The sequence below is a fragment of the Halorubellus salinus genome, from assembly GCF_020567525.1.
GTDB classification, from domain to species: Archaea; Halobacteriota; Halobacteria; order Halobacteriales; family Natrialbaceae; genus Halorubellus; species Halorubellus salinus.
Genome location: NZ_JAJCVI010000005.1, coordinates 255,171 through 280,925, shown reverse-complemented (window position 1 = coordinate 280,925; position 25,755 = coordinate 255,171). Strand labels below are relative to the sequence as shown.

26 protein-coding genes and 1 pseudogene are annotated in these 25,755 nt (G+C 69.6%); 14 read left to right on the top strand and 13 right to left on the bottom strand.

Translation table 11 applies throughout. The features are described from left to right. Window positions 1-24: 24 nt before the first annotated feature. Window positions 25-666: a rubrerythrin family protein gene (locus LI336_RS15585; RefSeq protein ID WP_227134073.1), complete on the bottom strand. Its 642-nt coding sequence runs from the start codon at window positions 664-666 to the stop codon at window positions 25-27. Between the two features lie 179 nt (window positions 667-845). Between LI336_RS15585 and LI336_RS15580 the strand changes: the two genes are divergently transcribed. Continuing rightward, window positions 846-1,622 carry a 23S rRNA (uridine(2552)-2'-O)-methyltransferase gene (locus LI336_RS15580; protein ID WP_227134072.1) on the top strand — a complete coding sequence of 259 codons (777 nt, stop codon included), beginning with the start codon at window positions 846-848 and terminating at the stop codon, window positions 1,620-1,622. Between the two features lie 19 nt (window positions 1,623-1,641). Here the strand turns inward: LI336_RS15580 and LI336_RS15575 are convergent, their stop codons facing one another. The 4 genes and pseudogenes from LI336_RS15575 to tatC all read right to left on the bottom strand — a co-directional run bounded on the left by LI336_RS15575 (window position 1,642) and on the right by tatC (window position 6,773). Continuing rightward, window positions 1,642-1,818, bottom strand: coding sequence for a ribbon-helix-helix domain-containing protein (locus LI336_RS15575; RefSeq protein ID WP_227134071.1), 177 nt, complete (start codon window positions 1,816-1,818; stop codon window positions 1,642-1,644). 60 nt (window positions 1,819-1,878) lie between these two features. After that, window positions 1,879-2,535 carry a potassium channel family protein gene (locus LI336_RS15570; RefSeq protein WP_227134070.1) on the bottom strand — a complete coding sequence of 219 codons (657 nt, stop codon included), beginning with the start codon at window positions 2,533-2,535 and terminating at the stop codon, window positions 1,879-1,881. A 125-nt stretch (window positions 2,536-2,660) separates the two neighbouring features. After that, window positions 2,661-4,075: pseudogene (locus LI336_RS15565) on the bottom strand (APC family permease). Window positions 4,076-4,271: 196 nt separating this feature from the next. Further along, the gene (tatC, locus tag LI336_RS15560; RefSeq protein WP_227134069.1) at window positions 4,272-6,773 is read right to left on the bottom strand and encodes a twin-arginine translocase subunit TatC; all 2,502 of its coding nucleotides are present in this window, start codon (window positions 6,771-6,773) and stop codon (window positions 4,272-4,274) included. A 110-nt stretch (window positions 6,774-6,883) separates the two neighbouring features. On the opposite strand from tatC, the gene LI336_RS15555 reads away from it, so the two are divergent. Continuing rightward, the gene (locus LI336_RS15555) at window positions 6,884-8,305 is read left to right on the top strand and encodes a twin-arginine translocase subunit TatC (RefSeq protein ID WP_227134068.1); all 1,422 of its coding nucleotides are present in this window, start codon (window positions 6,884-6,886) and stop codon (window positions 8,303-8,305) included. A 169-nt stretch (window positions 8,306-8,474) separates the two neighbouring features. Continuing rightward, entirely contained in the window at window positions 8,475-8,786 is a 312-nt protein-coding gene (locus tag LI336_RS15550) for a hypothetical protein (RefSeq protein ID WP_227134067.1), read from the top strand. Window positions 8,787-8,791: 5 nt separating this feature from the next. On the opposite strand, the gene larE is transcribed toward LI336_RS15550, so the two are convergent. Continuing rightward, window positions 8,792-9,682 carry an ATP-dependent sacrificial sulfur transferase LarE gene (larE, locus tag LI336_RS15545; RefSeq protein WP_227134066.1) on the bottom strand — a complete coding sequence of 297 codons (891 nt, stop codon included), beginning with the start codon at window positions 9,680-9,682 and terminating at the stop codon, window positions 8,792-8,794. A gap of 366 nt (window positions 9,683-10,048) precedes the next feature. Between larE and LI336_RS15540 the strand changes: the two genes are divergently transcribed. Continuing rightward, a complete protein-coding gene (locus tag LI336_RS15540) occupies window positions 10,049-11,206 on the top strand; it encodes a sulfite exporter TauE/SafE family protein (RefSeq protein WP_227134065.1) in 1,158 nt (385 codons plus the stop codon). Then, window positions 11,206-11,640 carry a universal stress protein gene (locus LI336_RS15535; RefSeq protein ID WP_227134064.1) on the top strand — a complete coding sequence of 145 codons (435 nt, stop codon included), beginning with the start codon at window positions 11,206-11,208 and terminating at the stop codon, window positions 11,638-11,640. Before LI336_RS15540 ends, LI336_RS15535 begins: the two co-directional genes overlap by 1 nt. A 113-nt stretch (window positions 11,641-11,753) precedes the next feature. Here LI336_RS15535 and LI336_RS15530 read toward each other — a convergent pair whose 3' ends face one another. From LI336_RS15530 to LI336_RS15515, 4 genes are all read right to left on the bottom strand, one after another. Further along, a complete protein-coding gene (locus LI336_RS15530; RefSeq protein WP_227134063.1) occupies window positions 11,754-11,906 on the bottom strand; it encodes a hypothetical protein in 153 nt (50 codons plus the stop codon). Between the two features lie 175 nt (window positions 11,907-12,081). After that, window positions 12,082-12,576, bottom strand: a complete 495-nt coding sequence (locus tag LI336_RS15525; RefSeq protein WP_227134062.1) for an acyl-CoA thioesterase — start codon at window positions 12,574-12,576, stop codon at window positions 12,082-12,084. 89 nt (window positions 12,577-12,665) lie between these two features. Further along, window positions 12,666-14,456 carry an excinuclease ABC subunit C gene (locus tag LI336_RS15520; protein WP_227134061.1) on the bottom strand — a complete coding sequence of 597 codons (1,791 nt, stop codon included), beginning with the start codon at window positions 14,454-14,456 and terminating at the stop codon, window positions 12,666-12,668. A gap of 128 nt (window positions 14,457-14,584) precedes the next feature. Beyond that, entirely contained in the window at window positions 14,585-15,190 is a 606-nt protein-coding gene (locus LI336_RS15515) for a hypothetical protein (protein ID WP_227134060.1), read from the bottom strand. Between the two features lie 126 nt (window positions 15,191-15,316). Here LI336_RS15515 and LI336_RS15510 point away from each other — a divergent pair, with 126 nt between their 5' ends. From LI336_RS15510 to LI336_RS15490, 5 genes are all read left to right on the top strand, one after another. Continuing rightward, window positions 15,317-16,597 (top strand): outer membrane protein assembly factor BamB family protein, encoded by a 1,281-nt coding sequence (locus tag LI336_RS15510; protein ID WP_227134059.1) that lies wholly within the window; start codon window positions 15,317-15,319, stop codon window positions 16,595-16,597. A gap of 86 nt (window positions 16,598-16,683) precedes the next feature. After that, window positions 16,684-16,959 (top strand): DUF7967 family protein, encoded by a 276-nt coding sequence (locus LI336_RS15505; RefSeq protein WP_227134058.1) that lies wholly within the window; start codon window positions 16,684-16,686, stop codon window positions 16,957-16,959. Window positions 16,960-17,189: 230 nt separating this feature from the next. Continuing rightward, entirely contained in the window at window positions 17,190-18,233 is a 1,044-nt protein-coding gene (locus tag LI336_RS15500) for an ABC transporter ATP-binding protein (RefSeq protein ID WP_227134057.1), read from the top strand. Further along, complete coding sequence (locus LI336_RS15495; RefSeq protein WP_227134056.1) at window positions 18,230-19,072, top strand: ABC transporter permease subunit; 843 nt, start codon at window positions 18,230-18,232, stop codon at window positions 19,070-19,072. The genes LI336_RS15500 and LI336_RS15495 overlap by 4 nt, the downstream gene beginning before the upstream one ends. Before the next feature lie 48 nt (window positions 19,073-19,120). Beyond that, window positions 19,121-19,573: a hypothetical protein gene (locus LI336_RS15490; protein ID WP_227134055.1), complete on the top strand. Its 453-nt coding sequence runs from the start codon at window positions 19,121-19,123 to the stop codon at window positions 19,571-19,573. Here LI336_RS15490 and LI336_RS15485 read toward each other — a convergent pair. Continuing rightward, window positions 19,541-19,801, bottom strand: a complete 261-nt coding sequence (locus tag LI336_RS15485; RefSeq protein ID WP_227134054.1) for a hypothetical protein — start codon at window positions 19,799-19,801, stop codon at window positions 19,541-19,543. The genes LI336_RS15490 and LI336_RS15485 overlap by 33 nt on opposite strands. Window positions 19,802-19,897: 96 nt before the next feature. Between LI336_RS15485 and LI336_RS15480 the strand changes: the two genes are divergently transcribed. The 3 genes from LI336_RS15480 (at window position 19,898) to LI336_RS15470 (ending at window position 22,450) form a co-directional block, all read left to right on the top strand. Continuing rightward, on the top strand, window positions 19,898-20,866 hold the full coding sequence (locus tag LI336_RS15480; protein WP_227134053.1) for an ABC transporter ATP-binding protein: 969 nt from the start codon (window positions 19,898-19,900) through the stop codon (window positions 20,864-20,866). Continuing rightward, window positions 20,866-21,702, top strand: coding sequence for an ABC transporter permease (locus LI336_RS15475; RefSeq protein WP_227134052.1), 837 nt, complete (start codon window positions 20,866-20,868; stop codon window positions 21,700-21,702). The genes LI336_RS15480 and LI336_RS15475 overlap by 1 nt, the downstream gene beginning before the upstream one ends. A 70-nt stretch (window positions 21,703-21,772) precedes the next feature. After that, a complete protein-coding gene (locus LI336_RS15470) occupies window positions 21,773-22,450 on the top strand; it encodes a hypothetical protein (protein WP_227134051.1) in 678 nt (225 codons plus the stop codon). Window positions 22,451-22,528: 78 nt separating this feature from the next. On the opposite strand, the gene ligA is transcribed toward LI336_RS15470, so the two are convergent. Both ligA and eif1A read right to left on the bottom strand, forming a co-directional pair. Continuing rightward, window positions 22,529-24,664 (bottom strand): NAD-dependent DNA ligase LigA, encoded by a 2,136-nt coding sequence (gene ligA / locus LI336_RS15465; protein ID WP_438267286.1) that lies wholly within the window; start codon window positions 24,662-24,664, stop codon window positions 22,529-22,531. Window positions 24,665-24,752: 88 nt separating this feature from the next. Next, window positions 24,753-25,043 carry a translation initiation factor eIF-1A gene (gene eif1A, locus LI336_RS15460; protein ID WP_227134050.1) on the bottom strand — a complete coding sequence of 97 codons (291 nt, stop codon included), beginning with the start codon at window positions 25,041-25,043 and terminating at the stop codon, window positions 24,753-24,755. Window positions 25,044-25,169: 126 nt separating this feature from the next. On the opposite strand from eif1A, the gene LI336_RS15455 reads away from it, so the two are divergent. After that, window positions 25,170-25,388, top strand: a complete 219-nt coding sequence (locus LI336_RS15455; RefSeq protein WP_227134049.1) for a DUF7470 family protein — start codon at window positions 25,170-25,172, stop codon at window positions 25,386-25,388. Window positions 25,389-25,755 lie beyond the last annotated feature (367 nt).

The window sequence follows — 25,755 nt, the reverse complement described above, 5'->3', positions numbered from 1 at the left end:
CTGCAGTACCTGACCGTCGCCGGGCTAGCAGACGGGCTTCGGGTTCACGCCCATCGCCTCCAGTCGCGCGGTGTACTCCTCGTAGGCACCCTGCACGACCGCCGTCGCCGCCGCGAGCGCCGCCTCGCGGTCCGCGTCGCCGTCGACGACCACCGCGAGCGCGTCGAGCGCGTCGTCGCGGTGCGCCTCCACGTCGCTCCCGTACGAGCGGAACGTGCTCGCCGTCCGCGGGTCCGCCTCGCCCGTGAAGAACCCCGTCGACTGCTCGGCGAGCTTCTTCGCGACGAGCGCGTACCCGACGAGCGCACCCAGTCGCTCCGCGTCGCTCGCGTCCGAGCCGTCGCCGTAGTCGCCGAGCGCCGCGACCGCGTCGTGCGACTCCAGCGCCGGGACGTCGTCGCTGATGCTCTCCGCAGTCCCGGCGTGCTCGGCAGCCAGGTCGCCGAACGCCGTGAACGCCGCCGCAGCCGCATCGGACGACGCGCCCGCCGCGTACGCCTCCAGCGCCGCCGCTGCCGCGTGCGCGACGTTCGCCGCGACCGACGCGACCGCCGCCGCCTCCAGCTCCCCGTCGGTGAACGCGTACAGCGACTTCGACGACCCGAGCCGCGACAGCGCCGTCTCGTTCGCCTCCCGGACCTCGGCGAGGAACGCATCCGTATCCATGCCCGAGAGTGCGGTCCCGCGCCGCTTGTAGGTACCGCCAGCGCCCGCGCTTGCCGTCACCCACGACGCCCGCCACGCCCGCCCGGCCGCGACCGCGGTACGCTCTGCGACGCAACGCCGCCTCGCCGAACCGAGACGAAGGCCCTAACCGCTCCCACGTCGTACGCGTTCCCAATCGAATGACGCGGAAAGACCGATTCTACAACCGAGCGAAACAGGAGGGCTACCGGACGCGCTCCGCGTACAAACTCCAGCAACTCGATCGCGAGTGCGGGCTGTTCGGCCCCGGGAACACCGTCGTTGACCTCGGCGCCGCCCCCGGCGGGTGGCTCCAGGTCGCCGCCGAGGAGGTCGGCGAGCAAGGGACCGTCATCGGCGTGGACTTCCAGCGTATCAAGGAGCTCGACGACGTCGACGCGACCGTCGAACTCGTCCGCGGCGACATGACCGAGGACGACACGAAAGCCGAGGTCCGCGAGGTCGCCGGCGGCGACGTCGACGTCGTGCTCTCGGACATGGCACCGAACATGACCGGCGAGTACGGTCTCGACCACGCGCGCTCGGTGCACCTCGCGCGGCAAGCGCTCGAGGTCGCCACGGACGTCCTCGACACCGGCGGCGACTTCGCGGTGAAGGTCTTCCAAGGCCAGGACCTGGAGGACTTCAAAACGGACGTCGACAAGGAGTTCCAGTACGCGCGCACCGTCGTCCCCGAAGCGTCGCGCGACACCTCCTCCGAGGTGTACATCGTCGGCAAACACCGCCTGACGGCGCCCGTCCGCGAGGGCGACGTCGTCACCGTCACCATCGAGGACGAGGGCAGCGAAGGCGACGGCGTCGCGAAGGTCGAGGACTTCACCGTGTTCGTCTCCGGCGCCGACGTCGGCGACGAACTCGACGTCCGCATCGACCAGGTCAAACCCCGGTTCGCGTTCGCACAGCCCGTCGAGGAATAGGGACCGCGTTCGCCGCCGGCTACGACTCGTCGTCCAGCCGGCCGTGGCGCTGGTCAATTTCGTCGAGCGTATCCAGCGTCTTCCGGATGGACGCCCGGATGGCCTCGCTCCGATTCACGAACTTCCCGTCACCGCCGACGTGGTCGTCCAGGTCGTCGAGGAGCTCCTGGGGGACCTCGACGCTTATCTTGGGCATACCCGAGGGTTCGCGAGGGCACCGTATATGATTGACGCCGGTTCCGTCGCTGGGTTCGCACTACCCGCGCAGGAGGTTCACGATCTCGTCGGCGACGTCGGCCTCCATCGCGACGAGGTAGCGTTCGCCGGGTTCGAGGACGGTGTCGGCCCCGCCGATGCGGCCACCGCCGGCGTCGGCGATGATGAGACTCCCGCGCGGGAGCGATATCTCCTGGAGGGTGCGGCCGGCCACGGGTGCGTCCTCGGCGACCTCGAACTCCGCGATCTCGAGGCCGAGCTCGCCGCCGACGTCCTCGATGGTTCGGACGCCACGCCCCGTTATCTCGTTCGCCGCGCCACGCGCGCCGAACGCCTCCGGGAACACCGTCCCGTCGACGAACGCGTCGTACTCCTCGCCCGGCGACGTCGACGTCCGCAGCACCGTCCGCACCGTCGCCATCCGCTGGGCGGCCATGCAGACCGCGAAGTTCGTCGCCTCGTCGTCGGTCAACGCCGCGACGACGTCCGTCCGTTCCAGGTTCGCCTGCGCGAGCACGCCCGGCCTGGCCGCGTCCCCCTGGAGGACGGTGCCGACGTACGCGTCGCTCAACTCGTCGGCACGCTCCGGGTCCGGTTCGACGATGGTGACGACGTGCCCGCGGTCGTCGAGGACGCGCGCCGCACCGAGGCCGACCTCGCCACCGCCCGCGACGAGGACGTCCAGCTGACTGCTCATCGCGACCACGCCCCGCGGACAGCGGTCGCGTTCACTCCGACACGGAGCGATGCGTCCGGGTCGGTCGAGCAGCCGAGAGGCGATGCGTCCGGGTCGGTCGAGTGAGTGTAGCGTGACATGGTTCCTCAGTCGTCGGTCGGAGGGACGTCGACGTCCGGGTCGACGTCCGGTTCGACGTCGACGGTGACCTCGACGTCGTCCCCTGGGTCGCCCGGGTCGCCCTTCCGGCGTTGGAGTGCAACGTAGACGACGCCGCCGAGGGCGAGCCAGCCGACGGCGAGCGTCCACGTCACCGGGTCGATGAACAACCCGAGCAGGAGGTTCAGGACGATACCGAGCACCGGCGGCACCGGATAGAACGGTATCTCGAAGGGGCGTCGGAGCGCGGGCTGCTGGCGGCGGAGCTCGATCGCGGCGAGGTTCACGACGACGAACCCCAGGAGCGAGAACAGGCTCGCGAGCTTCCCGACGATCTCGATGGGGACGAGGACGACCGCGACGAGCATCACGGCCGCGGACGCGAGCACCGCGACGAACGGCGTCCCGAAGCGGTGATGGAGTCGACCGAGGACGCCCGGGAGCTGGCGTTCCCGCCCCATCGCGAACGCGACGCGACTCGACCCGATGACGACCGCGTTCAACGCGGAGACCGTCGAGAACACCGCGCCGAACGCGATGAGCGCCGCCCCCGTCCCGAGCAGCGGGAGCCGGGGCATGAACCCCTCCGCGGCGTTCGCGATAGCGGTCTCGCCCGCGCCGGCGAGCGCCTCCGCGCCGAGCGTTCCGATAGCGACGAACACGACGAGGAGGTACACGACGACGGTCAACGCGAGCGACAGGAGGATGGCGCGCGGGATGTTCTGCTGGGGGTTCTCGACCTCCCGGTGACGGTCGCGATGAGGTCGTACCCCTGGAACGCGATGAACGTCAACCCCATCGCGGGCAGCACGTTGAGCGCGCCGTTCGGGAACGTCGGCGTGAACTCGCCGGGGTTCGCCTGCGGGAGTCCGAACGCCACGAACACGACGAGGATCGCCAGCTTCACGAGCGTGATCGCGGTCTCCGCACCACCGCTCGCCTCCGTCGACACCGCGTTCAGGACGACGAAGACGACGATGACGAGCAACGCGTACAGCTCCGGGAACGTCTCCCCGAACGGGAGCGCGAGGTCGTAGAGGTGGACGAACTCGACGAAGTTCGAGGAGAACCCGAGCGCGTACAGTGCGCCCGCCACCATGTATGTGAACCAGCGCGTCCACCCCATGACGAACGCGACGACCGGCGGGAACGCCTCGCGGACGTACGCGTATCCGCCACCGTTCCGCGGAATCGCAGCGGCGAGTTCCGCGTACGAGAGCGCAGTGAACGCCGTGACACCGCCGTTCAGCCCGAACGCGACGAGCGCCGCTGGGCCTGCGATGTCCGCCGCAGCACCAGTCAGGACGAAGATGCCCGCGCCGATCATCGCGCCGACGCCGACCATCGTCGCGTCCAGCAGGCCCAGGCTCGTCGTCGGCGCCCGCTCGCCCGACTGGCTCATACGTTTGCTACCACACCACACGACGTGAAATAGCTAGCCCTGGACCACTCCACGACGCCGACGAACGAAGCGCCGGACAAGAACAGGAACCCCGTAGAAGGTGAGACCAACTCCCACGGCGCGCACCGGTCCAGATCGCGAGTTCTGCCCCGAGCGTACCGGTCCAGATCGCGAGTTCTGCCCCGAGCGTACCGATTCAGACCGCGTCGGCTTCGGACCCGCCTCCGCCGCCGCCGAGGAGGCGGCCGGGCGCCGTCATGACGCGCAGGACGAGGAGGCCGAGTGCGTACGCGAGCGAGAGCGGAAGCGCGAACAGGAGCATCGACAGCACGCTACTGCTCGTGATGAACGCACCGCCGACGAACAGCGCGAGGATGACGCCGCGCCACGCGCGCTGCATCGCGTCGTAGCTCACGATGTCCGCGTAGTGGAACAGCACCATCGACACGGGGATGTCGAGCAGGATGCCGATGCCGACGGTCATGAACGCGATGAGCCACATGAACGAGTTCACGCGGTACGAGATGACCATGTTCGCGCGGATGGCGTCCTCGACGAGGTAGGAGACGATCGCGGGCGCGAACACGAGGTAACCGAGCGCGCTCCCGACGGCGAACCCGGCGAAGATGGCGCCACCCCAGAGGAGGAACGCCGACGAGTCCCCGTCGCCGCCGAACCCGCGTTCCTTCACCGCCGGCCACGCGTAGTACCCGAGGAGCGGGAGCGTCACCGCCGCTGCGACGATGGTACTCGCCTTCACCGCGAAGATGAGTTGCTCGACGGGATGGAGCGCGACGACGATCCCGATCTGACCGACGCCACCCATGTTCGCGAGCAGTTCCGCGGTCGGGAACACGTCCAGTATCGTCGTCGGACTCGACGGCCCCGCGGTCGCCCCTGCTTGCCCGCCGGGCATCGTCGTCATCGCGGACGCGAACGCGTTCGCGGTCTCGACGCTCTCCGCGAACGGGAGCGTGTTCGGGTCCCCGCGGACCTCCGGCGGGACCCGCGAGAGGAACTGCTCCTTGATGTCGCCGAGGCCGCCGCGGTACAGCCAGAAGAACACGCCCGCGAGCGTCGCCATGAACACCGCGACCAACCTGAAGACCTTCGACGTGAGCGACTGGAGCACGAACGTGATGTCGTAGTAGTACCCGCCGATGTCGTCCTCGGTCGTCTCCTCCTCCGTGAACGGGTCCATCATCCCGGCGGCGGTCGACTGGAGGACGTTCCCGTCGTCGTCGGCCGCGTCCGCGTTGCCTTTCATCGCGTCGACGTCCGTCACGGGCGTGTCGCCCGGCGGGCCGGCCGCGAGCTCGTGCCCGTCACTCGACCCGCTCGCCGCCTCGCCAGCGGCCGCACCAGCGCCTGCGGCCTCGGCCGCCTCCGCGGCAGCCTGCTGTTCCTGTATCTCGTCGAACCGGTCGAGGATCGCCTGGGCCTTGTCCGGATCGTCCGCGTCCATCGCCGTGCTCGCCTTCGAGAGCGCCTCGTCCTCGGTCATCTCCGCGAACACCTCGGGCGGGGCGGCGCGAACGCCCGCCTCGTCGAGGACGTCCAGGTCGATGTCCGCCGGATCCATGCCGCGACCGCCGGCGCGCGGGACGACGGGACTCCGCAGCACCTTCAGCGTGTACCCGAGCAGCACGAGCAGCGACACGATGAGTGCGATCTGCGACGCGATGAGTGCCTGCGCGACCCAGCCCGCTTCCGGCGCGAGCCCACCTGACGCGAGCGGGTTCGCGGGCTGAACGAGTCCGGGAAGCGCCGGGACGACCGCCGAGTCGATGGTCGCGACCACGCCGACGCGGATCGCGAGCACCGACCCGAGGAGGAGCGCCGCGAAGAACCCGCCGAACTGCAGCATCCGCATCCGGAGCAGGCCGTCGGCCTCCGCCGCACCCTCGCCGCGCCGCCGCAGGTTCACGACGACCTTCGAGAGCGCGAGCGACGCCGCGTACAGCGTACACAGCGGGATGGACCACATCACCTGCGTGAGCGGGTCCGGCGGGCTCGCGACCGCGCCGAACGCGAAGATACCGACGACCGCGAACTTCCACTTGTCGCGCCACGTCTCGTACGGCACGAGTTCCGCGTACGACAGCGACGACATCACGAGCGGCAACTGGGCGGCGAGCCCGAACGAGAGCGTGAGGAGGAAGAGGAACTGCGTCCACATCGTGATGTCCCACGTCGGTTTCAGCGTCGCGTTGATCGCGTTCTGCGCGAGGAACTCGAACATGAACGGGAAGAACACGATGTACGCGTACGCCACGCCACCGACGAACAACAGGATCATCAGGACGCTCAACCCGGCGAGTTGCGCTCGCGACACCGGGACCTCGGGCGTCCACCCGCGGCGCTTCAGCGGCTCCTTCGCGTAGTACAGGAGCACGGGTAACCCGAACAGGATGCCGACGACGGCGCCGATCTTGAACTGGAGGAGGATGACGTCGAACGGCGTCCGCGCGATGATGTCGACCTGCGCGGCGATCTCCGGGGGCATGCGCTGCTTGGTGTTGACCTTCAGCGCCTTCCAGAGGAACGTCCGGAGCGCCCAGATCGTCCCGAGCAGCCCGACGAGAGAGACGATGAAGACCTTCTGGAGCTCCTTCTGGGCCGCGCGGAGGAGTGCCCCGATCGTCTCGCGCCCGGCGTCGATGGTCCGGGCGGTGTCCTCGTTGATGACCGAACTCATTAGTTGCGGGAGGCTACCTACCTCGGAAACATCAATCTTCTTCTCCCCGCTCGCTCGCGAGCGCGACGGAGAAAAAGGCCTATAACGCCGCACCTGTCTACTTCCGACAGATGCCGGACGAGTCGGACGACCACGACGACGGCGCTCCGGACGACGCCGTCGGCGGTTCTGGCGACGACGCGAGCGACGCCACAACCGACTCGACCACGAACGCCGAGGAGTCCCCGGACGCGGAGGAGTCCCCGGACGCGGAGGAGTCTCCCGACAGCGAGGAGTCTCCGGACGCGGACGGTTCAAGTGACGACGAAGCCGCCGCCGAGGACTCGCCAGACCCGACGCCCGCCGACGCGGACGCGGGCTCGGACGACCTGGAGACGCCGGATGACGATTCGGGTGGGCTGGAGAAGGTAGACGACGACGATTCGGGTGGGCTGGAGAAGGTAGACGACGACGAGGACTCGGGCGGGCTGGAGCGAGTCGAACCGCGGACGCGGCACGTCGACGTCCCCGAGGAGGGCGAGGAGATGGCGAGGCCGGACGACGGCGTGGTCGCGGACGAGGAGAAGGTGCCGAACCGCGGCGTCGAGGCCGGATTCGAGCGCCCGGAGGACGCCCCGGAGAAGCATCGGCCCGAGCACCCGGACAAGCTCGACGCGAACGGCGGCTCGGACGTCCCGGTCGGGCACGCTGCCGGCGCACCGAAACCCGGTGAGGCGACGCCGGCGGGCGCCGGCGCGACCGGAACGGGCACCGGGACTGGGGCGGGCGGGGGCGGCAGGACCATCGAGGACGACGAGGAGCTGTTCGAGGGGCCGCCCGACGACGAGGAGATGCCGCTCGCCGACCACATCGAGGAGATGATGCTGCGGCTCGCCGCGGTCGTGTTCGCGGGCGCCGTCGCGACCATCCTGATGTACCTCTACTCGGACATCCTCGTCATGGAGATGTGGACGGACATCCTGCCGGCGGGCGAGGACGCGGCGCGCCCGCACCTCTACGCGCCCCTGGAGTTCATCTTCACGAAGATCAAGGTCGCGAGCCTCGCGGGCGTCCTCATCGCACTCCCCGTCCTCGTCTACCAGTCGTACCTCTTCATGCGACCCGGACTCTACCCGCAGGAGCGCCGGTACTACCTCGCGGCAGTCCCGACGAGTCTCGTCCTCGCCGTCGCGGGAATGGCGTTCGCGTACTTCGCGGTCCTCCCCGGCCTCTTCGAGTACTTCGACTACTACACCGAGGGGAACGCGGTCATCGCGTACGGCCTCCAGTCGACGTTCAACCTCATCGTCGCGCTCATGGGACTGCAGGCGGTCGTCTTCCAGATTCCGCTGTTCGTGATGCTCGCCATCATGATGGGCGTCACGTCCCGCCAGTGGCTCGAATCCCGGCGCCTCCTCTTCTGGGGGGCGTTCGGTGGGATCGCGTTCCTGTTCGCGCCGGACCCGACGGGGATGGCGCCGTTCATCATCGCGGTGTCGATGATCGTCCTCTTCGAGGGGACGCTCGCGCTCCTGCGGTGGACGGGGCGCTGAGACAGTCTGAGGGCTCCGCGAATCGACGTCGTCACTGAACGTTCTGAGAACTCGTCCGCGAAGACGTCCCCGTCGATTCTTCCAGAGCGGGTCATCCACTCGGAATCCTCCGAGAGACACGACGCCCCGTGCCAAATTTTATCAATTATCCGTAATCTATCGGGTTCGCATGGGACACGACCTGACTCCGATGTACCAGGGTGAGATAGAGGCCGACGTTCTCGAAACCTCGCTGGAGACGGTCTCATCCGCAGGCTGGGTGAAAGTCACGGACTGGACCGAGTATCACAACCACGCGGTCGTGTTCGCGCACTTCGCCGAGGGAGGGCAACTCAAGACCACGCATTACGACGGACAGAAGAAGAAGGAGGTTCAGAACTTCGTCCAGACGGACGGTGGCATCAATATCGGGACCGAGGAGTGGCAGGGGAAAACGCTGCTCTTGGCGGTCCTCGACGAGAAAGTCCCGACAACGGAGTAGACTCGCTATCCCGGGTACTCCTGCTCGAAGACGTTCGCGACCACGGGTTCGTCGGCGTCGTCCGCCTCGCTCGGAGTGCCGTCGCCGTCGCCTTCGGGGCTGACGCTCCCGGTGCGGTAACCGTGGAGGTCGAGCGTGACGTGCTCGAAGCCGAGGTCCGAAAGGTGCTCGCGGACGGCTTCGGCGAAGTCGCGGTCGAGCGCGACGTCGAGTTCGTCCGGGGTGACCTCGATGCGTGCGAGGCCGTCGTGGTCGCGGACGCGGAACTGCGAGAACCCCCACTCGCGCAGCGCCGCCTCCGCCTTCTCGACGCGACTCAGACGCTCCTCCGTCACCTCGATACCGGTGGGGATACGCGAGGACAGGCACGCCATCGACGGTTTGTCCGCGACGGAGAGCCCGTACTCGTCGGCGGCCGCGCGGACGTCGTCCTTCGTGAAGCCGTGTTCGAGGAGCGGCGAGTACGCGTCCAGTTCGTCGACGGCCTGCAGGCCGGGCCGATGCCCGCCGTCCGCGTCGCTCGCGTTCGTCCCGTCGCAGACCACGTCGATGCCGCGTTCCCTGGCGCGGTCGAACATCCGGCCGAGGCGCATCGTCCGGCAGTGATAGCAGCGGTCGCCGTCGTTCGCGACGAAGTCCGGCGAGTCGAGTTCGCTGAACTCGACGACGTCGTGCTCGATACCGATCTCGTCGGCGACCCGGGCGGCGTCGTCGAGTTCGGCGTCGGGCAACGTCTCGCTCTTGGCGGTGCACGCGACCGCGTCGTCGCCGAGGGCGTCGTGGGCGACGGCCGCGACCACGCTCGAATCCACGCCGCCGCTGAACGCGACGAGGACGCCGTCGCGCTCCGCGAGGTCCGCGCGCATCGCCTCGACCTTCGCCCCGATGTCGGTCATGGAACGCTCGTAGTCGCCGCGCACGCAAAAGCGCCGTGGGTCGCGGCTGCCGCCGCACGGGCCGCCTACCGGCACCGTTCGCGTGTGGCGACGTGGCAAGCCGCTCTCGAACCTCAAGGCTTTTATTCGAATCCTCGTTAGGCCACGCTCACCATGACCCGTTTCGCGACCCGCGACGAGCCAGCGCCGCAACTGCTCCACAGCGAACCACCCGGGGGGATCTCCTAGAATGCCCCGCCGTCGTCGCACTCGCGTCGCCCGTCGACCCGCTCGCTCTCCTGAAACCGACCTCGACCGTCCAGCAACCGCCATCGTCGACGCGACAGTGCGACCGCTGTCCGCGGCACGAACGGAGGCCTGACATCGATGAGTTCACCGTCGACGACCAGTCGCGTCCAGAAGAACTTCCTCAAGTACCAGCACCTGTTCGTGTTCACCGCGCCGGTGTTGTTCGTCGCGAGCGTCCTCCTGTTCGCGCCCACGGATGGTGCGAGCGGGACGAGTTACTGGCTCCAGTACTGGTGGCTGTTCCCCATCTTCCTCACGGGCGCCACCATCGTGAACACCGTCGGTATCAGCGGGAGCGCGCTGTTCGTGCCGTTCTTCATCTTCCTGTTCCCCATCTTCGAGTCCGGGAGCCTCGACCCGAGCATGTGGGCGGCGGTCGCGCTCGACCCGACGACGCTCGTGAAGGTCGGCCTCATCAGCGAGGCGTTCGGGCTCTCCAGTTCGAGCGTCGCGTTCATCCAGTACGGGCTCGTCGACCGGAAGCTCGCGCTCACGATCGTCGCGGGGAGCGTCCCGTTCGTCGTCGCTGGCGCCGTCATCTCGTTCCTCATTCCGGCGTGGGTGTTCCACCTCCTGCTCGGTATCGCGCTCACGGCGGCCGCGTACCTCCTGATGCGCGCGGACCTCGACCACGAGGAACCCGGTGAGGACGACGCCGATGCGGACGCGACCGCGGCTGCGGACGGCGGAATCGCGGACCGCGACCTGCCGGACGACGACGACAAGCTCGGGCCGGCGGGCGTCCGTACTGACGCCGACGGCACGGTGACGCGCGTCGACCGCGAGGGCGACGACTACCGGTACACGCGCGGCGGCTACCTGCGTCGGTTCGCGAACTACAGCGTCGGCGGGACGTTCCAGGGCCTCGCCGGCTTCGGGTCGGGCGAGCTCGGTATCGTCTCGATGCTCGGCACGAAGGTCCCGGTGCGGGTCGCCATCGGCACGAACCACATCGTCGTCGCGACGACCGCCATCCTCGCGTCGCTCGTGCACGTCTTCGGTGGCGGCATCCTCGTTGACCTGTTCCCGAGCCTGAAGGGTACCGTGCACTCGCTGAGTCTCGCGTCGACGCCGTGGAACATGGTCGTGTTCACGGTGCCGGCGACGGTGACGGGCGGCCAGATCGCACCGTACGTCTCGAACGCACTCGAGACGAGCACCATCAAGAAGGGCGTCGCTGGGCTGTTCGCGCTCATCTCGCTCGCCCTGTTCGGGATGGCGACGGGTGGGTTCTGATGTACGACGACATCCTGCTGCCGACGGACGGCAGCGAGGGGACGACGGCGGCGACGACGCACGCCGCCGAGCTCGCGAGCACGTACGACGCGACCGTGCACGTGCTGTCGGTCGCGGACTCGCGGAACCGCTTCGAGAGCCCGACGAGCGGTATCGCGCCGGAGGCGTGGGACGAGGAGCAGCGGAACCGCGCGGAGGCCGCCATCGACGCGACCGTCGACGCGCTCGGTGACGACGTCGACGTGCATCGCGTCCTCCGCGAGGGCGTCCCCCACGAGGAGATCGTCGCGTACGTCGACGACGCGGACGTCGACGTCGTCGTCATGGGGACCCACGGCCGGACGGGTCTCGACCACTACCTCATCGGGAGCGTCACGGAGAAGGTCGTCAGGCAGTCTGCCGCGCCCGTGCTGTCGGTGCGACTCGACGAGTAACTCGCTGCGCGGCCGCGGGCGATCCGGTCGAGTGACGCGTCGCTGGTCGGTCGCGGGCGAGCGGTGGTGAAAGTGGACTCGTTCTATCGGCGTTGCGTGACTTCAGGTGCCCGTCAGCGGCCGGCGTCGAACCGCATCCGGACGTAGCGGTCGGCCCATTCGCGGTCGTGGCGGCGCAACCGGTCGACGAGCGCGCGAAGCGGCCCTCGGTTCGCACGGTCGTCGCCTCGTCCACGTACCCCGGCTGGGTCATTTTTGTGGCTCATACAAGGAACGTGTGTGACATGCAGTGTGTAACATCATAAAAGTTGGTGCCATCTCCCGCTGGCTGGGGTCTCGAGGCCTGTGGCGTCCGTCGAGCGACCCAACCGCTGGCGAGTTTCGGCGCGTTGTCGGGCTCAGCGCGGTATTTCTCCGAGTAATCGTCGCGGGCGGCGTGCCCTACGCGGTGGAGGCGTCGAGGAGGTCTCGGCGGCGTTCCCGCCGGCGGTCGAGCGCTGTCTCGCGGAGTGCGACCTCGGCTTCGGTCGGGCATTCGAGGTGCGGGACGGGGGCGCTGGTGCCGTCGTCGTCGACGGCGACCATCGTGAAGAACGACGTCGCCGTCGCCTCGTAGTCGCCGGTCTCGGGGCGTTCGCTGTGGACGTCGACCTTGACGTCCATGCTGGTGTCGCCGGTCGCGAACACGTACGCCTGGACGGTGACGATGTCGCCGAGGTCGATGGCGGCGCGGAAGTCGACGTGGTCCATCGCGGCGGTGACGACCTGTTCGCGCGCGAACCGGCGGCCGGCGACGGCGGCGGCGATGTCCATCCAGTGGAGGATGGCGCCGCCGAGCGCGCGCCCGAGGTTGTTCGTGTCGTCGGGCATCAGTATCTCGGACAGCTCGGTGTAGGACTCGGCGAGACTGGCGGTGTCTGAGTCGTGGTCGTACATACGCGTACCCGACCACCGCGAACGCATAAAACCACTAGGATTAACTTAGGACAAGCTGGCTTGTTCTCTGGTGGGGGGGGGGAGACCGCTCAGAGTCGCTCGTCGATGGCGCGCGCGGTCTTCTCGCCGACGCCGTCGACGGTCGCGAGCTCCTGGACGCTCGCCGCACGCACGTTCTCCACGCTCCCGAACCGCCCCAGCAGTCGCTTCCGGGTCGCCGGCCCGACGCCGGGGACGTCGTCGAGCACCGTCGAGACGTCGTCGCGCACGCTCTGATGATACTGGACCGCGAACCGGTGGGACTCGTCGCGCACCCGCCGCAGCAACTGGAGCTTCGCGTCGCCGTCCCAGTCGTACTCGCGCCGCGGCGTCACCACCGTCTCCTCGCGCTTCGCCAACGCCACCACCGGCACGTCCCACCCGGCCGCGTCGAGCGCCTCCGTCGCCGCGTCGAGCTGTCCACGGCCACCGTCTATCAGGAGGAGGTCGGGGTCCGGACGGTCGTCCCGTCCCGCGACCGCGCGCTCGGCGCGCCACCCGACGAGCTCGCGCATCCGCGCGTAGTCGTCGTTCTCGTCCGTGAGCTTCTTCCGGCGATAATCCGCTTTCTCGGCGCTCCCGTCCACGAACACGACGTTCGACCCGACGACCGCCTTCCCCCCCGCGTGACTCACGTCGAACCCCTCGATGCGGGCCGCGGCGTCGATACCGAGTTCGCGCGCGAGCTCCCGACCAGCGTCCCGCGTCCCCGTCGCCGTCCGCGCGTTCTTCAGCGCGAGGTCGACGAGCTTCGCCTCCCGGCCCGCACCCGGGACCCTGACCGCGACGCCCTCGGCGTCCAGCCACGCCGCGACCTCCTCGTCGCCGTGCGCCTCCGGCAGGAGGACGGCATCGGGAAGGTCGCGCTCCGCGTAATATTGGACGAGGAACGCCGCCAAGACCGCTGGCACCGGCTCCTCGCCGTCGACGCCACCGTCCTCCGGGGCGCCCGTCGCCGCGTCCGCCTCCGCGGGGACGTCGATGCGGTGGCGGTCGCGTTCGACGAGCTGACCGCCCTCGGCGTGCAGCCTGGCGACGGTCGCTCGGTCGCCGTCGATGGCGACGCCGAGCACGTCGACGTGCCGCTCGTACTCGTCGCCGTCGCCGCCCGCCGCCGACACCGCTTCGCCGCCCGCGCCGTGGAACGACTCGACGACCTCGAGGCGGTCCCGGAGGTTCGCCGCGCGCTCGAAGTGCTGCGCGGACGACGCCGCCGTCATCTCGCTCCGTAACGGGTCCGCGAGCACGCCCGTCTCGCCCTTGAAGAACTGCATCACGGACTCGACGTCCCCGACGTAGTCGCCCGCACCGATCTCGTCAGTGCACGGCGCGGTGCAGAGCCCGACCTCGTAGTCCAGACACGGCCGCTCGCGGTTCGAGAACTTGTGGTCGCTACAGCCGCGGACGCCGAACGTCTCCCGCAAGGCCTTCACGACCGTCTCGACGTCGCCCTTGTCCGTGTACGGCCCGAACACGGTCGCGTCGTCCGCCGGGTCCCTGGTGACCTCGATGCGCGGGAACGCGTGGTCGGTGAGTTGCACGAGCGGATACGACTTGTCGTCCTTCAGGCGGACGTTGTACCGCGGCTGATGGCGCTTGATGAGGTTCGCCTCCAGCAGGAGCGCTTGCGTCTCCGTGTCGGTCTCCGCGACCTCGAGCGCGTCCGCTCGCTCGACCATCCGCCGGATGCGCGCCGACCGCGGGTCCGCGTACGACCGCACTCGAGCGCGGAGGTCCACCGCCTTCCCGACGTACAGCACCACGTCCTCGCCGTGGAACTGGTAGACGCCCGGCTCGGTCGGGAGGTCCTTGGCGCGTTCGCGAACGGTCGCCGCGTCCATCGCCAGCCCCTAGCGGCCTCGCGCGCTTAGGCGTGACGCGTCGCCGCCGCCGCTCGCGGTGACGAACCCGCCGTTGTCATCACCTCTCGGTACGCGCGTTGACGGCACGAAGCTACGTCTAGAGCGTTCTAATGGCGTTCTGTGGTGGTCTCGGGCCGTTCGACCGACCGGAGGGCCGTCCGCAGTCGTTCCGCCGCCGCCACCTCGCCGGCGTCGACGCGCAGCCGGACGTCGGTGTCGCCGGCGACGCCGACGGTGACGACGCGGTCGCGCGACCGCCAGTGGCGGACGCCGTGCCACGTGGCGACCACGAGGAAGCACGCGCCGGCGAGCGCGACGGCCTCGTCGAGGAGCGCGAGCGCGCCGAAGACGTCCGCGAACAGCGAGACGATACCACCGGTCCCGGCGACACCGCCGGACTGGACGCTCTCGGGGAGCGAGAACCAGTCGCCGACCTCGACGACGACGCCCGCGACGACGAACGACACGCCCGCGATACCCCACGCGACCGCCTTCGCGAGCGCCCACCGGTCGCTCTCGCTCCCCGCGGTCACCCCCTCGACGTTCGGGTGGTCGACGTGCCGGAAGTTCGCCGCGTCGTCGTCCGCGGTCGCGTCCGGGAACGCGAGCACGCGATGACTCGACACGTACACGCGGTTCGCGCCGACGTCCACGGTCTCCTGGACGGTCTCGCCGTCGTACAGCAGGTCGTTCACGCGGTCGCGCCACGACATCACGCAGAGGGTTCCGCGGCCGCGAGGAAATCCCTTCGGGCCCGCGGTCGCTTACGTCGCGACCGAGTCGGTCGACCCGCGATCCGAGGGCAAGCGGTATGTGGGTGCGCGTCGCGTCGGCTAGGCGTGACGAAGCGACTCTCACGCCGCGAGGGAACGGCGGACGGCGCGCGCGTCTCGCGTCGCGACGTGCTCGCCGCGACCGCCGCGGTCGGCGCAGCGAGCGCGAGCGCGGGCTGTCTGAGCGACGCGCTCGGCGGCGGTACCGCGAGCGTGTCGTCGACGACCGCGTTCGCGCAGTTCCGCGGCGGCCTCCGTCGACGGGGCGTCTACCCGGACGCGAGCGTCCCCGTGGAGGCGACCCACGAGTGGACGCTCCGGGACGTGAACACCGGCGACCACACCGCGGCGAAGGCGAGCGTCGTCCCGATCCCCGGCGGCGACCTGCTCTGTCCCGGCGACTCCGGGTTCCTGTGGCGCGTGACGCCCGGCGGCGACGTCGTCTGGCGGACCGACGTGACGGGCGCGACCCGCGGGATGCACGGGACGCCCGCGGTCGTCGACGGGTACGCGTTCGTCGGCGCGTACGACGGCGTCCTCACCGCGCTCGACGTCGAGACCGGCGACCTCGCGTGGCGCGCCGACCTCGGGGACGCCATCGGCTCAAGTCCCGCGTACCACGACGGCGTCGTCTACATCGCCGTCGAGTACGCCGAGCCGAGCGGCGCGATGTTCGGCGTCGACGCCGAATCCGGGGACGTCGTCTGGAAGGACCAACGCATCACGGACCACCCGCACTCGACGTGCGCCATCGACCGGGACGCGGGCCGGCTCGTCGTCGGGTCGAACGACGGCTACCTCTACGCGTGGAGCTACCCCGACCTCGCGTTCCAGTGGCGGTTCGACACCGGTCGCCCGATCAAGGGGCCGGTGGCGACGCACGACGGCGGCGCGTTCTTCGGGTCGTGGGACCGCCACGTCTACCGCGTCGCGCTCGCCGACGGCACGGAGACGTGGTCGACGCGCACCGGCGGCCTCGTGATGAGCGGCCCGGCGGTCGAGGCGTCGACGGACACGGTGTACGTCGGCAGCAAGGACGACCGGTTGTACGCGCTCGAGGCCGCGTCCGGGAAGGAGCGATGGGCGTACGACGCGGACGGCGCGATCATCGGTTGCCCGACCGTCGCTCGCGAGCACGTGCTCGTCGGCTCGTACGACGCGACCCTGCACGCCGTCGAGAAAACGACGGGTGACGTGGTGTGGCGCGGCGAAGGCGTCGGGCGCGTCACGAGCACGCCCCGCGTCCACGACGGCGCGGTGTACTTCGCCGACCGCGCCAGCGACGCTTACCTCGACGACGACGGCGACAAGTCCGGCGCGCTCTACAAGGTCGCGAGCGGCGTGTAGTCGCGCCGAGGGACCCGCTCCGTCGCGACCGACGCCGGCGGTCGCGTTCCCGAGGATACAAGCCCGCGCTGGCGGAACGGGAACGCATGACCGACGACGCAGCCGACGGCGTCCGCTGCTGGCTCGTGGAACGCGAGTACACCGACAAGGGCCTCGTGACGCTCGTGTACGCCGAACCCGGCGGCGAGCGCGCTGCCGTCATGCAGCGCTCCTCGAACATGCTCGCACGCATGGACGTCACCGCCGCCCGCGACGTCGACCCCGACGAGCTCGAACCGGTCGACGACCCCGAGGTCCGCGACCGGTACGCGACCGAGGTCGAACGCACCAGCGAGAGCCACGCGCCCGACGACGCGCTGTAGCCGGCGCGGCCGTGTCGTCACCGGTCCGACAGCGTCGGCGTCGCGTGGCAGATTCCCGTTTCGAGGGGTTCTGTCAGTTGTCGGCGGGGACGTCGTCGACCACAGATACGTGTCGGATACCGTCGATTGTTTTCGATAACCGGCGGGCAGATGGGTGTCAATACCGGAAATACACCGTGACATGAAGTTTCAGTCTATCTATAAATACTCGGCGGTCGTCTATCAGGTATATGTCTTCAGCCATCAGCATCGCCGGTCTCACGAAGCGATTCCCGGGTGACGTCCTCGCGCTCGAGGACGTCGACCTCGAGGTCCACGAGGGCGAGATCTTCGGGTTCCTCGGCCCGAACGGCGCCGGGAAGTCCACGACGATCAACGTCCTCCTGGACTTCGTCCGCCCCACGTCGGGGACAGTCAGCGTCCTCGGCATGAACCCCCAGAAGGAAGGCGTCGCGCTCCGTCAGCGCGTCGGCGTCCTCCCCGACGGCTTCCACGTCTACGACCGCCTCACCGGCCGCCAGCACGTCCAGTTCGCGGTCGACTCCAAGCGCGTCGACGAGGACGTCGACGCCCTCCTGGAGCGCGTGGACATCCTCGACGCCGCCGACCGCAAGGCCGGCGGGTACTCGAAGGGCATGAAGCAGCGGCTCGTGCTCGCGATGGCGCTCGTCGGCGACCCCGACATCCTCATCCTCGACGAACCCACCACGGGCCTCGACCCGAACGGCGCCCGCGAGATCCGTCAGATCATCCGCGAGGAGGCCGCGCGCGGCGCGACCGTGTTCTTTTCGAGTCACATCCTCGAACAGGTCGAAGCGGTCTGTGACCGCGTCTGCATCCTCGACGAGGGCCGCGTCGTCGCCATCGACACCATCGAGAACCTCCGCGACAGCGTCGACGCCGACGCCCGGATGACCGTCGAACTCGACGCCGTCCCCACGCCCGAGACCCTCGACGCCGTGGAAGCCGTCGCCGGCGTCACCGCCGTCACCGCGAGCGACTCGACGCTCACCGTCGCGTGCGACCCCGGCGTGAAGACGCGCGTCCTCGACGCCATCGAAGCGCAGGGCGTGGGCGTCCGCGACTTCGCCACCGAACGCACCAGCCTCGAGGACCTGTTCATGACGTACACGAACCACGACACCGACGACGAACTGACCGCCGACGACGCCGCCGACACCGACCGCGACGCGGCCGACGCACCGATCACGGACGCGACCACCGAGGACGCGACCGAATCTGACGCGGCCGAGCCCTCGGAGGTGTCGCGATGAGCGTCACCGCCATCGCCCGGAAGGACTTCCAGGACGCTCGCGGCTCGCGCGCGCTCTGGCTCCTCACCGCGCTGTTCGTGCTGTTCGCGGCGTTCATGGTGTGGGCGTTCGCGGAGTTCGAAGCCGGCGGGGTCGGCGCCGACCCCGACCTCGCCGCGCTCGGGTTCTTCGACTTCCTCGCCGCCAGCGCCGCGCTGTTCGTGAGCATCACCGCGTTAGTGGTGGCGTACAAGGCCGTCGCCGGCGAGCGCGACACCGGGAGCGCGAAGCTCCTGCTCGGCCTCCCGCACTCGCGACGCGACGTCGTCATCGGGAAGGTGTTCGGCCGCAGCCTCACGATGGCCATCCCCGTCCTCCTCGGGTTCGGGCTCGCGTTCGGCCTCGCGTTCTGGCTGCTCGGCGCCGTGAACCTCGTGGACTACGCGCTGTTCGTCGGCGTCACCGTCCTGTTCGCGTTCGCGTACGTCAGCCTCATGGTCGCCATCTCCGCGAGCGTCTCCACGACGAGTCGCGCCAGCGCGCTCGCGTTCGGCGCGTTCGTCGTCCTCGAACTCGTCTGGAGCCTCGTCGCCACCGGCGCCGTCTACGTCGCCAACGGCTTCGCGCTCCCCGCGACCGTCGCGCAGTACCCCGAGTGGTACTTCGGGCTCGTCAGCTTCGTGCCCTCCGCGGCCTACCAGTCCGCGGTCGCCGCGGTCGTCGACGCCACCAGCAGCGGCGGGCTCGCCGGCAGCGACGCCATCTACCTCGAACCCTGGTTCGGGTTCGTCTGGCTCGCCGTCTGGGCGATCGTCCCCCTCGCCCTCGCGTACGGCAAGTTCACCCAGGCCGACCTCTGAAGCGACCCACCGGTCCTTTTTGTTCGTCCCGACTGACCCGTCGAGCACATGCGTTCACGACGACGGCTGCTTGCCGCCCTCCCCACGACGATTGCGCTCGCCGGCTGCGTCGGAACTCGCTCTCCCAGGGCCGACCTCGGCACCATCTCGGTCGAGAACAACGCTGCGGAGGCAATCGAGATAGCGGTCCGCGTCGAACGCAACGGCGACGTGGTGGTCGACGATTCGACGACGGTTCCGACTGCTGACGAAGCTGGACGAGTCGTGGTCCGAGAGAGCACGCCCGGCGACCCGGGCCGGTACGTGCTCCACACGTCCGTCGCAGGAACAGACGAGACGGAGACGAGCGAGTTCACGACCGAGGGATGCGTCGACGTCCTGGTCAAGTACTGGCCGTCGTCGCTGAGTCACTACACGAAGACCCGGGACGGCAGTTGTTCGTCCCGGGAGCGCCTCGACGACGGGCGGTCAGCGGCCGCCGTGAGCGCGCCGGTCGAGTGACGCCATCGTCGAGACGAACATGAGGACGACCCCGGCGACGAAGTACGCGAGGACGAACGCGACGCCGACCGGGTCCGTGCTCGCGGAGACGTCTCGTTGCACGCTCAGATAGGCCTGTTGCCAGAACGTGAGGGCGGCGAATCCCGCGAGCACCGCACCGACTGCGAAGGTGGCCGCGGGTCGAAGGTGGTCGCGTGCCCGCGCCGCGAAACCGCGGTCCGATTCCATACCGGACCGAAATCAACGTTCGCTGATGTGTTCTTCGGTTCGGTCGTCGTCCGGGCCTCCGGTAGTCTCTTGTGCGTTCCTCGACACGTGCGGGGTATGGCTGCTATCGAACTGCGGGACGTGACCAAGCGCTTCGGGACGGTCACGGCCCTGGACGGCCTCGACCTCGAGGTCGAAGAGGGCGAGGTGTTCGGGTTCCTCGGGCCGAACGGCGCGGGGAAGTCCACGACCATCGACGTCCTCATGGACTACGTCCGCCCGACGAGCGGGACCGCGCGCGTGTTCGGGCACGACGCCCAGGAGTCCCCGACGGCGGTCCGCGAGCGCGTCGGCATCCTCCCGGACGGCTACGGGGCGCTCGGGCGGATGACGGGCCGCGAGCAACTCGAGTTCACCATCGAAGCCGAGCGCGGCCGCGAGCACCCCGACGAGATACTGGAGCGCGTCGGGCTCGCCGGCGACGGCGACCGGCAGGTCCGCACGTACTCGAAGGGGATGGCCCAGCGCCTCATGCTCGGGATGGCGCTCGTCGGCGACCCCGACCTCCTCGTGCTCGACGAACCGACGACGGGCCTCGACCCCGCCGGTGCACGCATGATGCGCGAGGTCATCGACGACGCCGTCAGCGACGGCCAGACCGTGTTCTTCTCCAGTCACATCCTCGGGCAGGTGGAGGCGGTCGCCGACCGCGTCGGCATCCTCTACGGCGGCGGGCTCGTCGCCGTCGACAGCATCGACGCGCTCCGCGAGACCGCGGGCGCGACGGGCGGCGTCACCGTCACGCTCGACGAACGCCCGGACACGCTCCGGAACGCGGTCGCCGGCCTCCGCGGCGTCACCGACGTCACCGTCGACACCGACGACAAGGGGCGGCCCGTCGTCGACGCCTCCTGCACGCCCGCCGCGAAGGGCCGCGTCGTGAAAGCGTGCTACGACGACGGCGCTAACGTCCGCGACGTCGACACGCGCGAAGCCAGCCTCGAGGAGTTGTTCGTCGCGTACACGAGCGGCGACGGCCGTGACGCGACCGCCACGGCCGAGGCGACGCCCGGAGGTGCGTCCTGATGTGGCGGCTCGTCGCGCGCAAGGACGTCCGCGACAGCGTCCGCGAACGCCAGCTCCACGTCGGCGTCGGCCTGTTCACCGTCGTCGGCCTCATCGCGGGCTACATCTACGCGAGCAGCTACGACCCCGCGTACGTCGACCGCCCCGGCCTCCGGTTCCTCGGCGTGCTCGTCGGCGCCGCCTTGTTCCTCGCCCCCATCGCCGCCATCATGCTCGCGCAGGGCCGGGTCGTCGACAAGCGCGCTCGCGGCGAACTCGTCGTCCTCCTCGGGATGCCGTTCTCGCGCCGCGATATCGTCCTCGGGAGTCTCGCCGGCCGGTTCGCGGTCACCGCGGTCGTCGTGACGTGCCTGTTCGCGTTCGCGACCGGCGTCGCCGCCCTCATGCTCGCGCCCATCCCGCTGCTCAGACTCGTCGCCGCGCTCGCGGCCCTCGTCGCGTTCGCCGGCATCTTCGTCGCGCTCGGCACCGCGATCTCGGCGGCGGTGTCCGGGACGACGCGCGCCGCCGTGCTCGCCGTCGGCGTCTACCTGTTCTTCGTGTTCCGCCTCCACGACATCCTCTGGCGACTCCTCGTGAACGGCGTGTACGGCACGCAGTCGGCGCCCGCGACGCTCCTGCCGGCGGTCGCCCAGTTCGGGCCGTTCACCGCCCTCCGGAACCTCGTCGTCGGCGTCTACCCCGACATCGGCGGGGCGTTCGGGTACTTCGGCGGGACGCCGCCGACGGAGCTGACGCTCCTCGCGGAACCCTCCGTCGGGTTCGTCGTCCTCGTCGTCTGGGCGACCGCACCGCTGTACGTCGCCCTGGAGCGCTTCGAGGGGGCGGACCTGTGACCGCATCCCGCTCGACGACTGCGATCGCGTCCACGACCGGACCCGGGGCCGCGACACCGGGGGTGGTCGCGTGACCGTAACGATCACGTGCTTCATCGACGACGAACGCCGCCGGCGGTTCGCGCGCCTCCGCACTCGCGCCTACGTCGGCCCGGCCCCCGGCGTCGTCGTGGTCGACGGCGACGACCGACTCGTCGTCCACCTCCCCGAGGGCACCGAGCCGAACGCACGCGTCCTCGCCGGGAACGTCCTCGCGCCCGGCGAGCGCGCCACGGCCATCGTCGCGACCGAACGCGACGGGGAGTCCATCGAACTCGGGTACGTCTACCAGGGCCGCGACGCCGGGAGCGTCCAGCGTCTCGCCGCCGAACTCGGCGATGGAGGCGACGCGGGGAGTGACGCGCACGCCGCCATCAAGCGCCAGTTCGGCCTGGACGCGGCCCGCGACCCGACCGGGCTCCGGGAGCGCCTCGAACGCGAGTACGGCGCCGACTACCTGCCGCTCGACGAACTCCACTTCTACGCGCAACAGCTCGCGGACGTCGCCGACCCCGACACCGTCCTCCGCGAGAGTGCCATCCGGAACGACCCCCGCGAGCGTATCCGGGAACTCGTCGCCAACCTCGACGACGACGCGCTCGACGCCGCACTCGAGGAGGCGGACTGGGCGTGGCTCGCCAGCCTCGCCGCCGACCGCACCAAACGACCACCGGTCGCGTACGAACCCGACGACCACGACGTGGTCTGAACTGACTCTATGGGCATCCGCCGGTCACCGGGTCGGCGGTTCGAGGCGGTGGGGTGCGCCCCCGAGTGGCGGTGACGTTTACTCGCCGGGCCAGTCGTCGACGCCGTGGTCCGTGAGGAACTCCCGGAGTTCGGTTTCGTCGAGCGTCGGGACGCCTTCGGTTTCGGCGTCGCTGGTCTTGCTGGCGCCGGGGCTGTCGCCGACGACGAGGTAGTCGGTGTTCCCGGAGACGCTCCCGGTCGCGCTCCCGCCGTGGGCTTCGACGACGTCCTCGAACGCGCTCCGTGCCGCCGAGAGCGACCCCGTGAAGACGAACGTCAATCCCTCCAGTTCCTCGCCCGCTACCCCCTCCGCTTCCAGTGGAGACACGTGGACGAGGAGGTCGTCAAGCACCGCCGCGTTCGCCTCGCTCGCGAAGAAGTCCACGAGCTGGGTGGCGACCGCGTCGCCGACGCCGTCGACCGCGGTCAGCGCCTCGCGGTCGTCGTTCGCGGCGGCGGCGCGGAGCGCGTCGAACGTCTCGAAGTGCCGTGCGAGCCGGTCGGCGAGCTCCGGGCCGACCTCCTGGATGCCCAGCGCCGCGAGGAAGTCCGCGAGCGCCGGTTCGCGGGTCGCGTCCAGTTCCGCGACGAGCTTCTCGGCGCTCCGCTCGCCCCAGCCCTCCAGGGCCGCCAGGTCGTCCTCGGTGAGCTCGTAGAGGTCCGCGACGCCGTCCTCGACGAGGCCCGCGTCGACGAGCTGGGCAACGGTCTCCTCGCCGAGGCCCTCGACGTCCAGGCCCTTCTCTGACCCGTAGTACTCCACCGACCGTCGGAGCTGCGCGGGACATCCGAGCCCGCCAGTGCAGTACGCGATCGGGCCCTCTCGTTCGACGACGCTCCCGCAGACCGGGCACGACTCGGGGAGCTCGTACGGCCCGTCGCTGTTCCGTTCGACGACCTCGTCGACGTAGGGAATGACGTCGCCAGCGCGCTGCACGCGCACGACGTCGCCGACGCCGACCCCGAGCGCTTCGACCTCGTCGAAGTTGTGGAGGCTCGCCCGCGACACCGTCACCCAGCCGACGTCAACGGGTTCGAGGAGTGCAACGGGCGTGAGTCGCCCCGTACGCCCGACCTGCACCGTCACGTTCGCGACCGGCGTCTCCTCGTCCCTCGCGGGGAACTTGTACGCCTTCGCCCACCGCGGCGCGCGCGCCGTCGCCCCCAGTTCGTCGCGCTTCGCCGTCGAATCGACCTTCACGACGACGCCGTCTACCTCGTAGTCCAGGTCGTCGCGCTCGGCGAGCAGCGCGTCGCGGTACGCGATGGCGGCCTCGGCGTCCGCACCAGTCTCGACGCGCTCGCAGACCGGGAGCCCGAGACGTCGGAACGCAGACAGCGCCGCACTGTGGGTGTCCCACGGACTGCTCGATTCGAGGACGTCGAAGAAGAAGACCGAGAGCGGGCGTTCGGCGACGACCGTCGGGTCCTGCTGGCGGATCGTGCCGGCGGTCGCGTTCCGCGGGTTCGCGAACGGGTCGTCGCCGCGCTCCACGCGCTCCGTATTGTACTCGGTGAACGCCTCGCGGGGCATGTACACCTCGCCGCGGACCGCGAGGAACTCGGGGTAGTCGCCCCGGAGCCGCTGGGGGATGGCGGCGATGGTCCTGGCGTTCCGCGTCACGTCGTCGCCCTCGTAGCCGTCGCCTCTCGTGGTCGCCCGCACGAGCTCGCCGTCCTCGTACACCACCTCGAGGCTCACGCCGTCGAACTTCGGCTCCAGGACGTACTCGACGTCGCCGACCTCGCGACGAACGCGGTTGTCGAACTCGCGGACGCCCTCGGCGCTGTCGGTGTGGTCGATGGAGAGCATCGGCGCGACGTGCTCGACCGTCTCGAACCGGTCGACGGGCTCCCCGCCGACGCGGTTCGACGGCGACCCCTCGATAGCGAGGTCGAACGCGGCCTCGAGGTCGAGCAGCCGCTGGAACAACCGGTCGTACTCGCGGTCCGCGACGACGGGGTCGTGGTCGACGTAGTACCGGTAGTCGTGGAACTCGATGGCCTCGCGGAGCGCCTCGGCCTGCTCGCGCGCCGCCACCTCGTCGAGCGCGTCGATCGGCTCGAACTCGCTGTCGGGGTCGCGCACGAACGGATTGTCCACCGGCGCGTCACCGGCGTCGTCGCTCCCCCCGTCGCCCGCCGCCGTCTCGCTCGCGTCGCTCGAAGTCACTACCCGGCACTATGCCCGCATCCGCCTAAAACGCTCGTAGTTCCCGCCACTACCCGCCCGGCGAGCACGAACGCGCGTCGAGAACGAGTCAGGCGATGTGGCCTTCTTCCCGGAGCTGCTCGGCGTCCTGCTTCTCGTACCGGTACGTGATGTCGGCCTTCTCGTCCTGCCAGTCCCACGGGTCGACGAGGACGACGTCGTCCTCCCGGATCCAGACGCGCTTCTGCATCTTCCCCGGGATGCGAGCGGTGCGCTCCACGCCGTCCGCGCACCTGACTTTCACCCGGTTCGCGCCGAGCATGTCTGTCACGGTAGCGAACACCTCATCGTCGTCGGGCATCCGGAGGTCCTTCCGTCCCCCGTCGTCGTTGTCGCTCATATCAACCGGTTCTCGCGCGACGGTTTTAACTAATTCCCTCTCTGGCGACCGAAACCCCACTCGAACCCCGCTTCGTCCGGCCACGGACCGGCAGGTTTAGGCCGTCCCGCCAAGCAATCGGGGGACATGAGTCAACGAAGTGGCGGTCTCGGACGCATGCGGCAGATGCTCGGCGTCTCCGGATTCCTCGGGCTGCTGTGCATCCTCGGCGGCATCGCAGCTATCGCCAGCCAGAACCTCATCATCGGCGGCGGTATCGCGCTCGTCCTCGCTGGCCTCGGCCTCTTCGTCCGCGCCCTCGTCTCCGGCCTCATGGGGATGATGGGCATGGGCGGCATGATGTAAGGCGGGCGAACGCGCGAACGAACCCGGTATCGACCCGACGAAGCCATTCTCACGCCTCTCGCGCCGAAGCACCCGATGCCGAGCTGTGCGAGTGCGAGTCGGTCACGAGCAGCGCTCGGCGTCAGACCGATCGGACCGTTCTGCACAGAGCGAATAGCTATGCTCCAGACTGGCGTAGACTCTGTATCGTGCGATACCTACGAACATCCGAGAGGGGAGTGACGCGCGGCGCCGGCGTTGGCCTCGCTCTCGGTGTCGGCCTCGGGATAGCGATCGATAGCATCGGCCTGGGAATGGGAATCGGCATGGTTCTCGGAGCAGCGATCGGTGGCAAGCTGGACCGACAGGACCGCTGAATCCATCCGCT

Coding starts and splice junctions, on each gene's coding strand:
- LI336_RS15555 (WP_227134068.1), top strand. CDS start 6,884: ATGCCGGACGAGTCGGACGACCACGACGACGGCGCTCCGGACGACGCC.
- LI336_RS15570 (WP_227134070.1), bottom strand. CDS start 2,535: ATGAGCAGTCAGCTGGACGTCCTCGTCGCGGGCGGTGGCGAGGTCGGC.
- LI336_RS15550 (WP_227134067.1), top strand. CDS start 8,475: ATGGGACACGACCTGACTCCGATGTACCAGGGTGAGATAGAGGCCGAC.
- LI336_RS15455 (WP_227134049.1), top strand. CDS start 25,170: ATGAGTCAACGAAGTGGCGGTCTCGGACGCATGCGGCAGATGCTCGGC.
- LI336_RS15540 (WP_227134065.1), top strand. CDS start 10,049: ATGAGTTCACCGTCGACGACCAGTCGCGTCCAGAAGAACTTCCTCAAG.
- LI336_RS15490 (WP_227134055.1), top strand. CDS start 19,121: ATGCGTTCACGACGACGGCTGCTTGCCGCCCTCCCCACGACGATTGCG.
- LI336_RS15485 (WP_227134054.1), bottom strand. CDS start 19,801: ATGGAATCGGACCGCGGTTTCGCGGCGCGGGCACGCGACCACCTTCGA.
- tatC (WP_227134069.1), bottom strand. CDS start 6,773: ATGAGTTCGGTCATCAACGAGGACACCGCCCGGACCATCGACGCCGGG.
- LI336_RS15495 (WP_227134056.1), top strand. CDS start 18,230: ATGAGCGTCACCGCCATCGCCCGGAAGGACTTCCAGGACGCTCGCGGC.
- LI336_RS15520 (WP_227134061.1), bottom strand. CDS start 14,456: ATGGACGCGGCGACCGTTCGCGAACGCGCCAAGGACCTCCCGACCGAG.
- LI336_RS15505 (WP_227134058.1), top strand. CDS start 16,684: ATGACCGACGACGCAGCCGACGGCGTCCGCTGCTGGCTCGTGGAACGC.
- LI336_RS15535 (WP_227134064.1), top strand. CDS start 11,206: ATGTACGACGACATCCTGCTGCCGACGGACGGCAGCGAGGGGACGACG.
- LI336_RS15480 (WP_227134053.1), top strand. CDS start 19,898: ATGGCTGCTATCGAACTGCGGGACGTGACCAAGCGCTTCGGGACGGTC.
- LI336_RS15500 (WP_227134057.1), top strand. CDS start 17,190: ATGTCTTCAGCCATCAGCATCGCCGGTCTCACGAAGCGATTCCCGGGT.
- LI336_RS15585 (WP_227134073.1), bottom strand. CDS start 666: ATGGATACGGATGCGTTCCTCGCCGAGGTCCGGGAGGCGAACGAGACG.
- LI336_RS15515 (WP_227134060.1), bottom strand. CDS start 15,190: ATGTCGTGGCGCGACCGCGTGAACGACCTGCTGTACGACGGCGAGACC.
- LI336_RS15525 (WP_227134062.1), bottom strand. CDS start 12,576: ATGTACGACCACGACTCAGACACCGCCAGTCTCGCCGAGTCCTACACC.
- LI336_RS15475 (WP_227134052.1), top strand. CDS start 20,866: ATGTGGCGGCTCGTCGCGCGCAAGGACGTCCGCGACAGCGTCCGCGAA.
- LI336_RS15575 (WP_227134071.1), bottom strand. CDS start 1,818: ATGCCCAAGATAAGCGTCGAGGTCCCCCAGGAGCTCCTCGACGACCTG.
- LI336_RS15580 (WP_227134072.1), top strand. CDS start 846: ATGACGCGGAAAGACCGATTCTACAACCGAGCGAAACAGGAGGGCTAC.
- LI336_RS15530 (WP_227134063.1), bottom strand. CDS start 11,906: ATGAGCCACAAAAATGACCCAGCCGGGGTACGTGGACGAGGCGACGAC.
- eif1A (WP_227134050.1), bottom strand. CDS start 25,043: ATGAGCGACAACGACGACGGGGGACGGAAGGACCTCCGGATGCCCGAC.
- larE (WP_227134066.1), bottom strand. CDS start 9,682: ATGACCGACATCGGGGCGAAGGTCGAGGCGATGCGCGCGGACCTCGCG.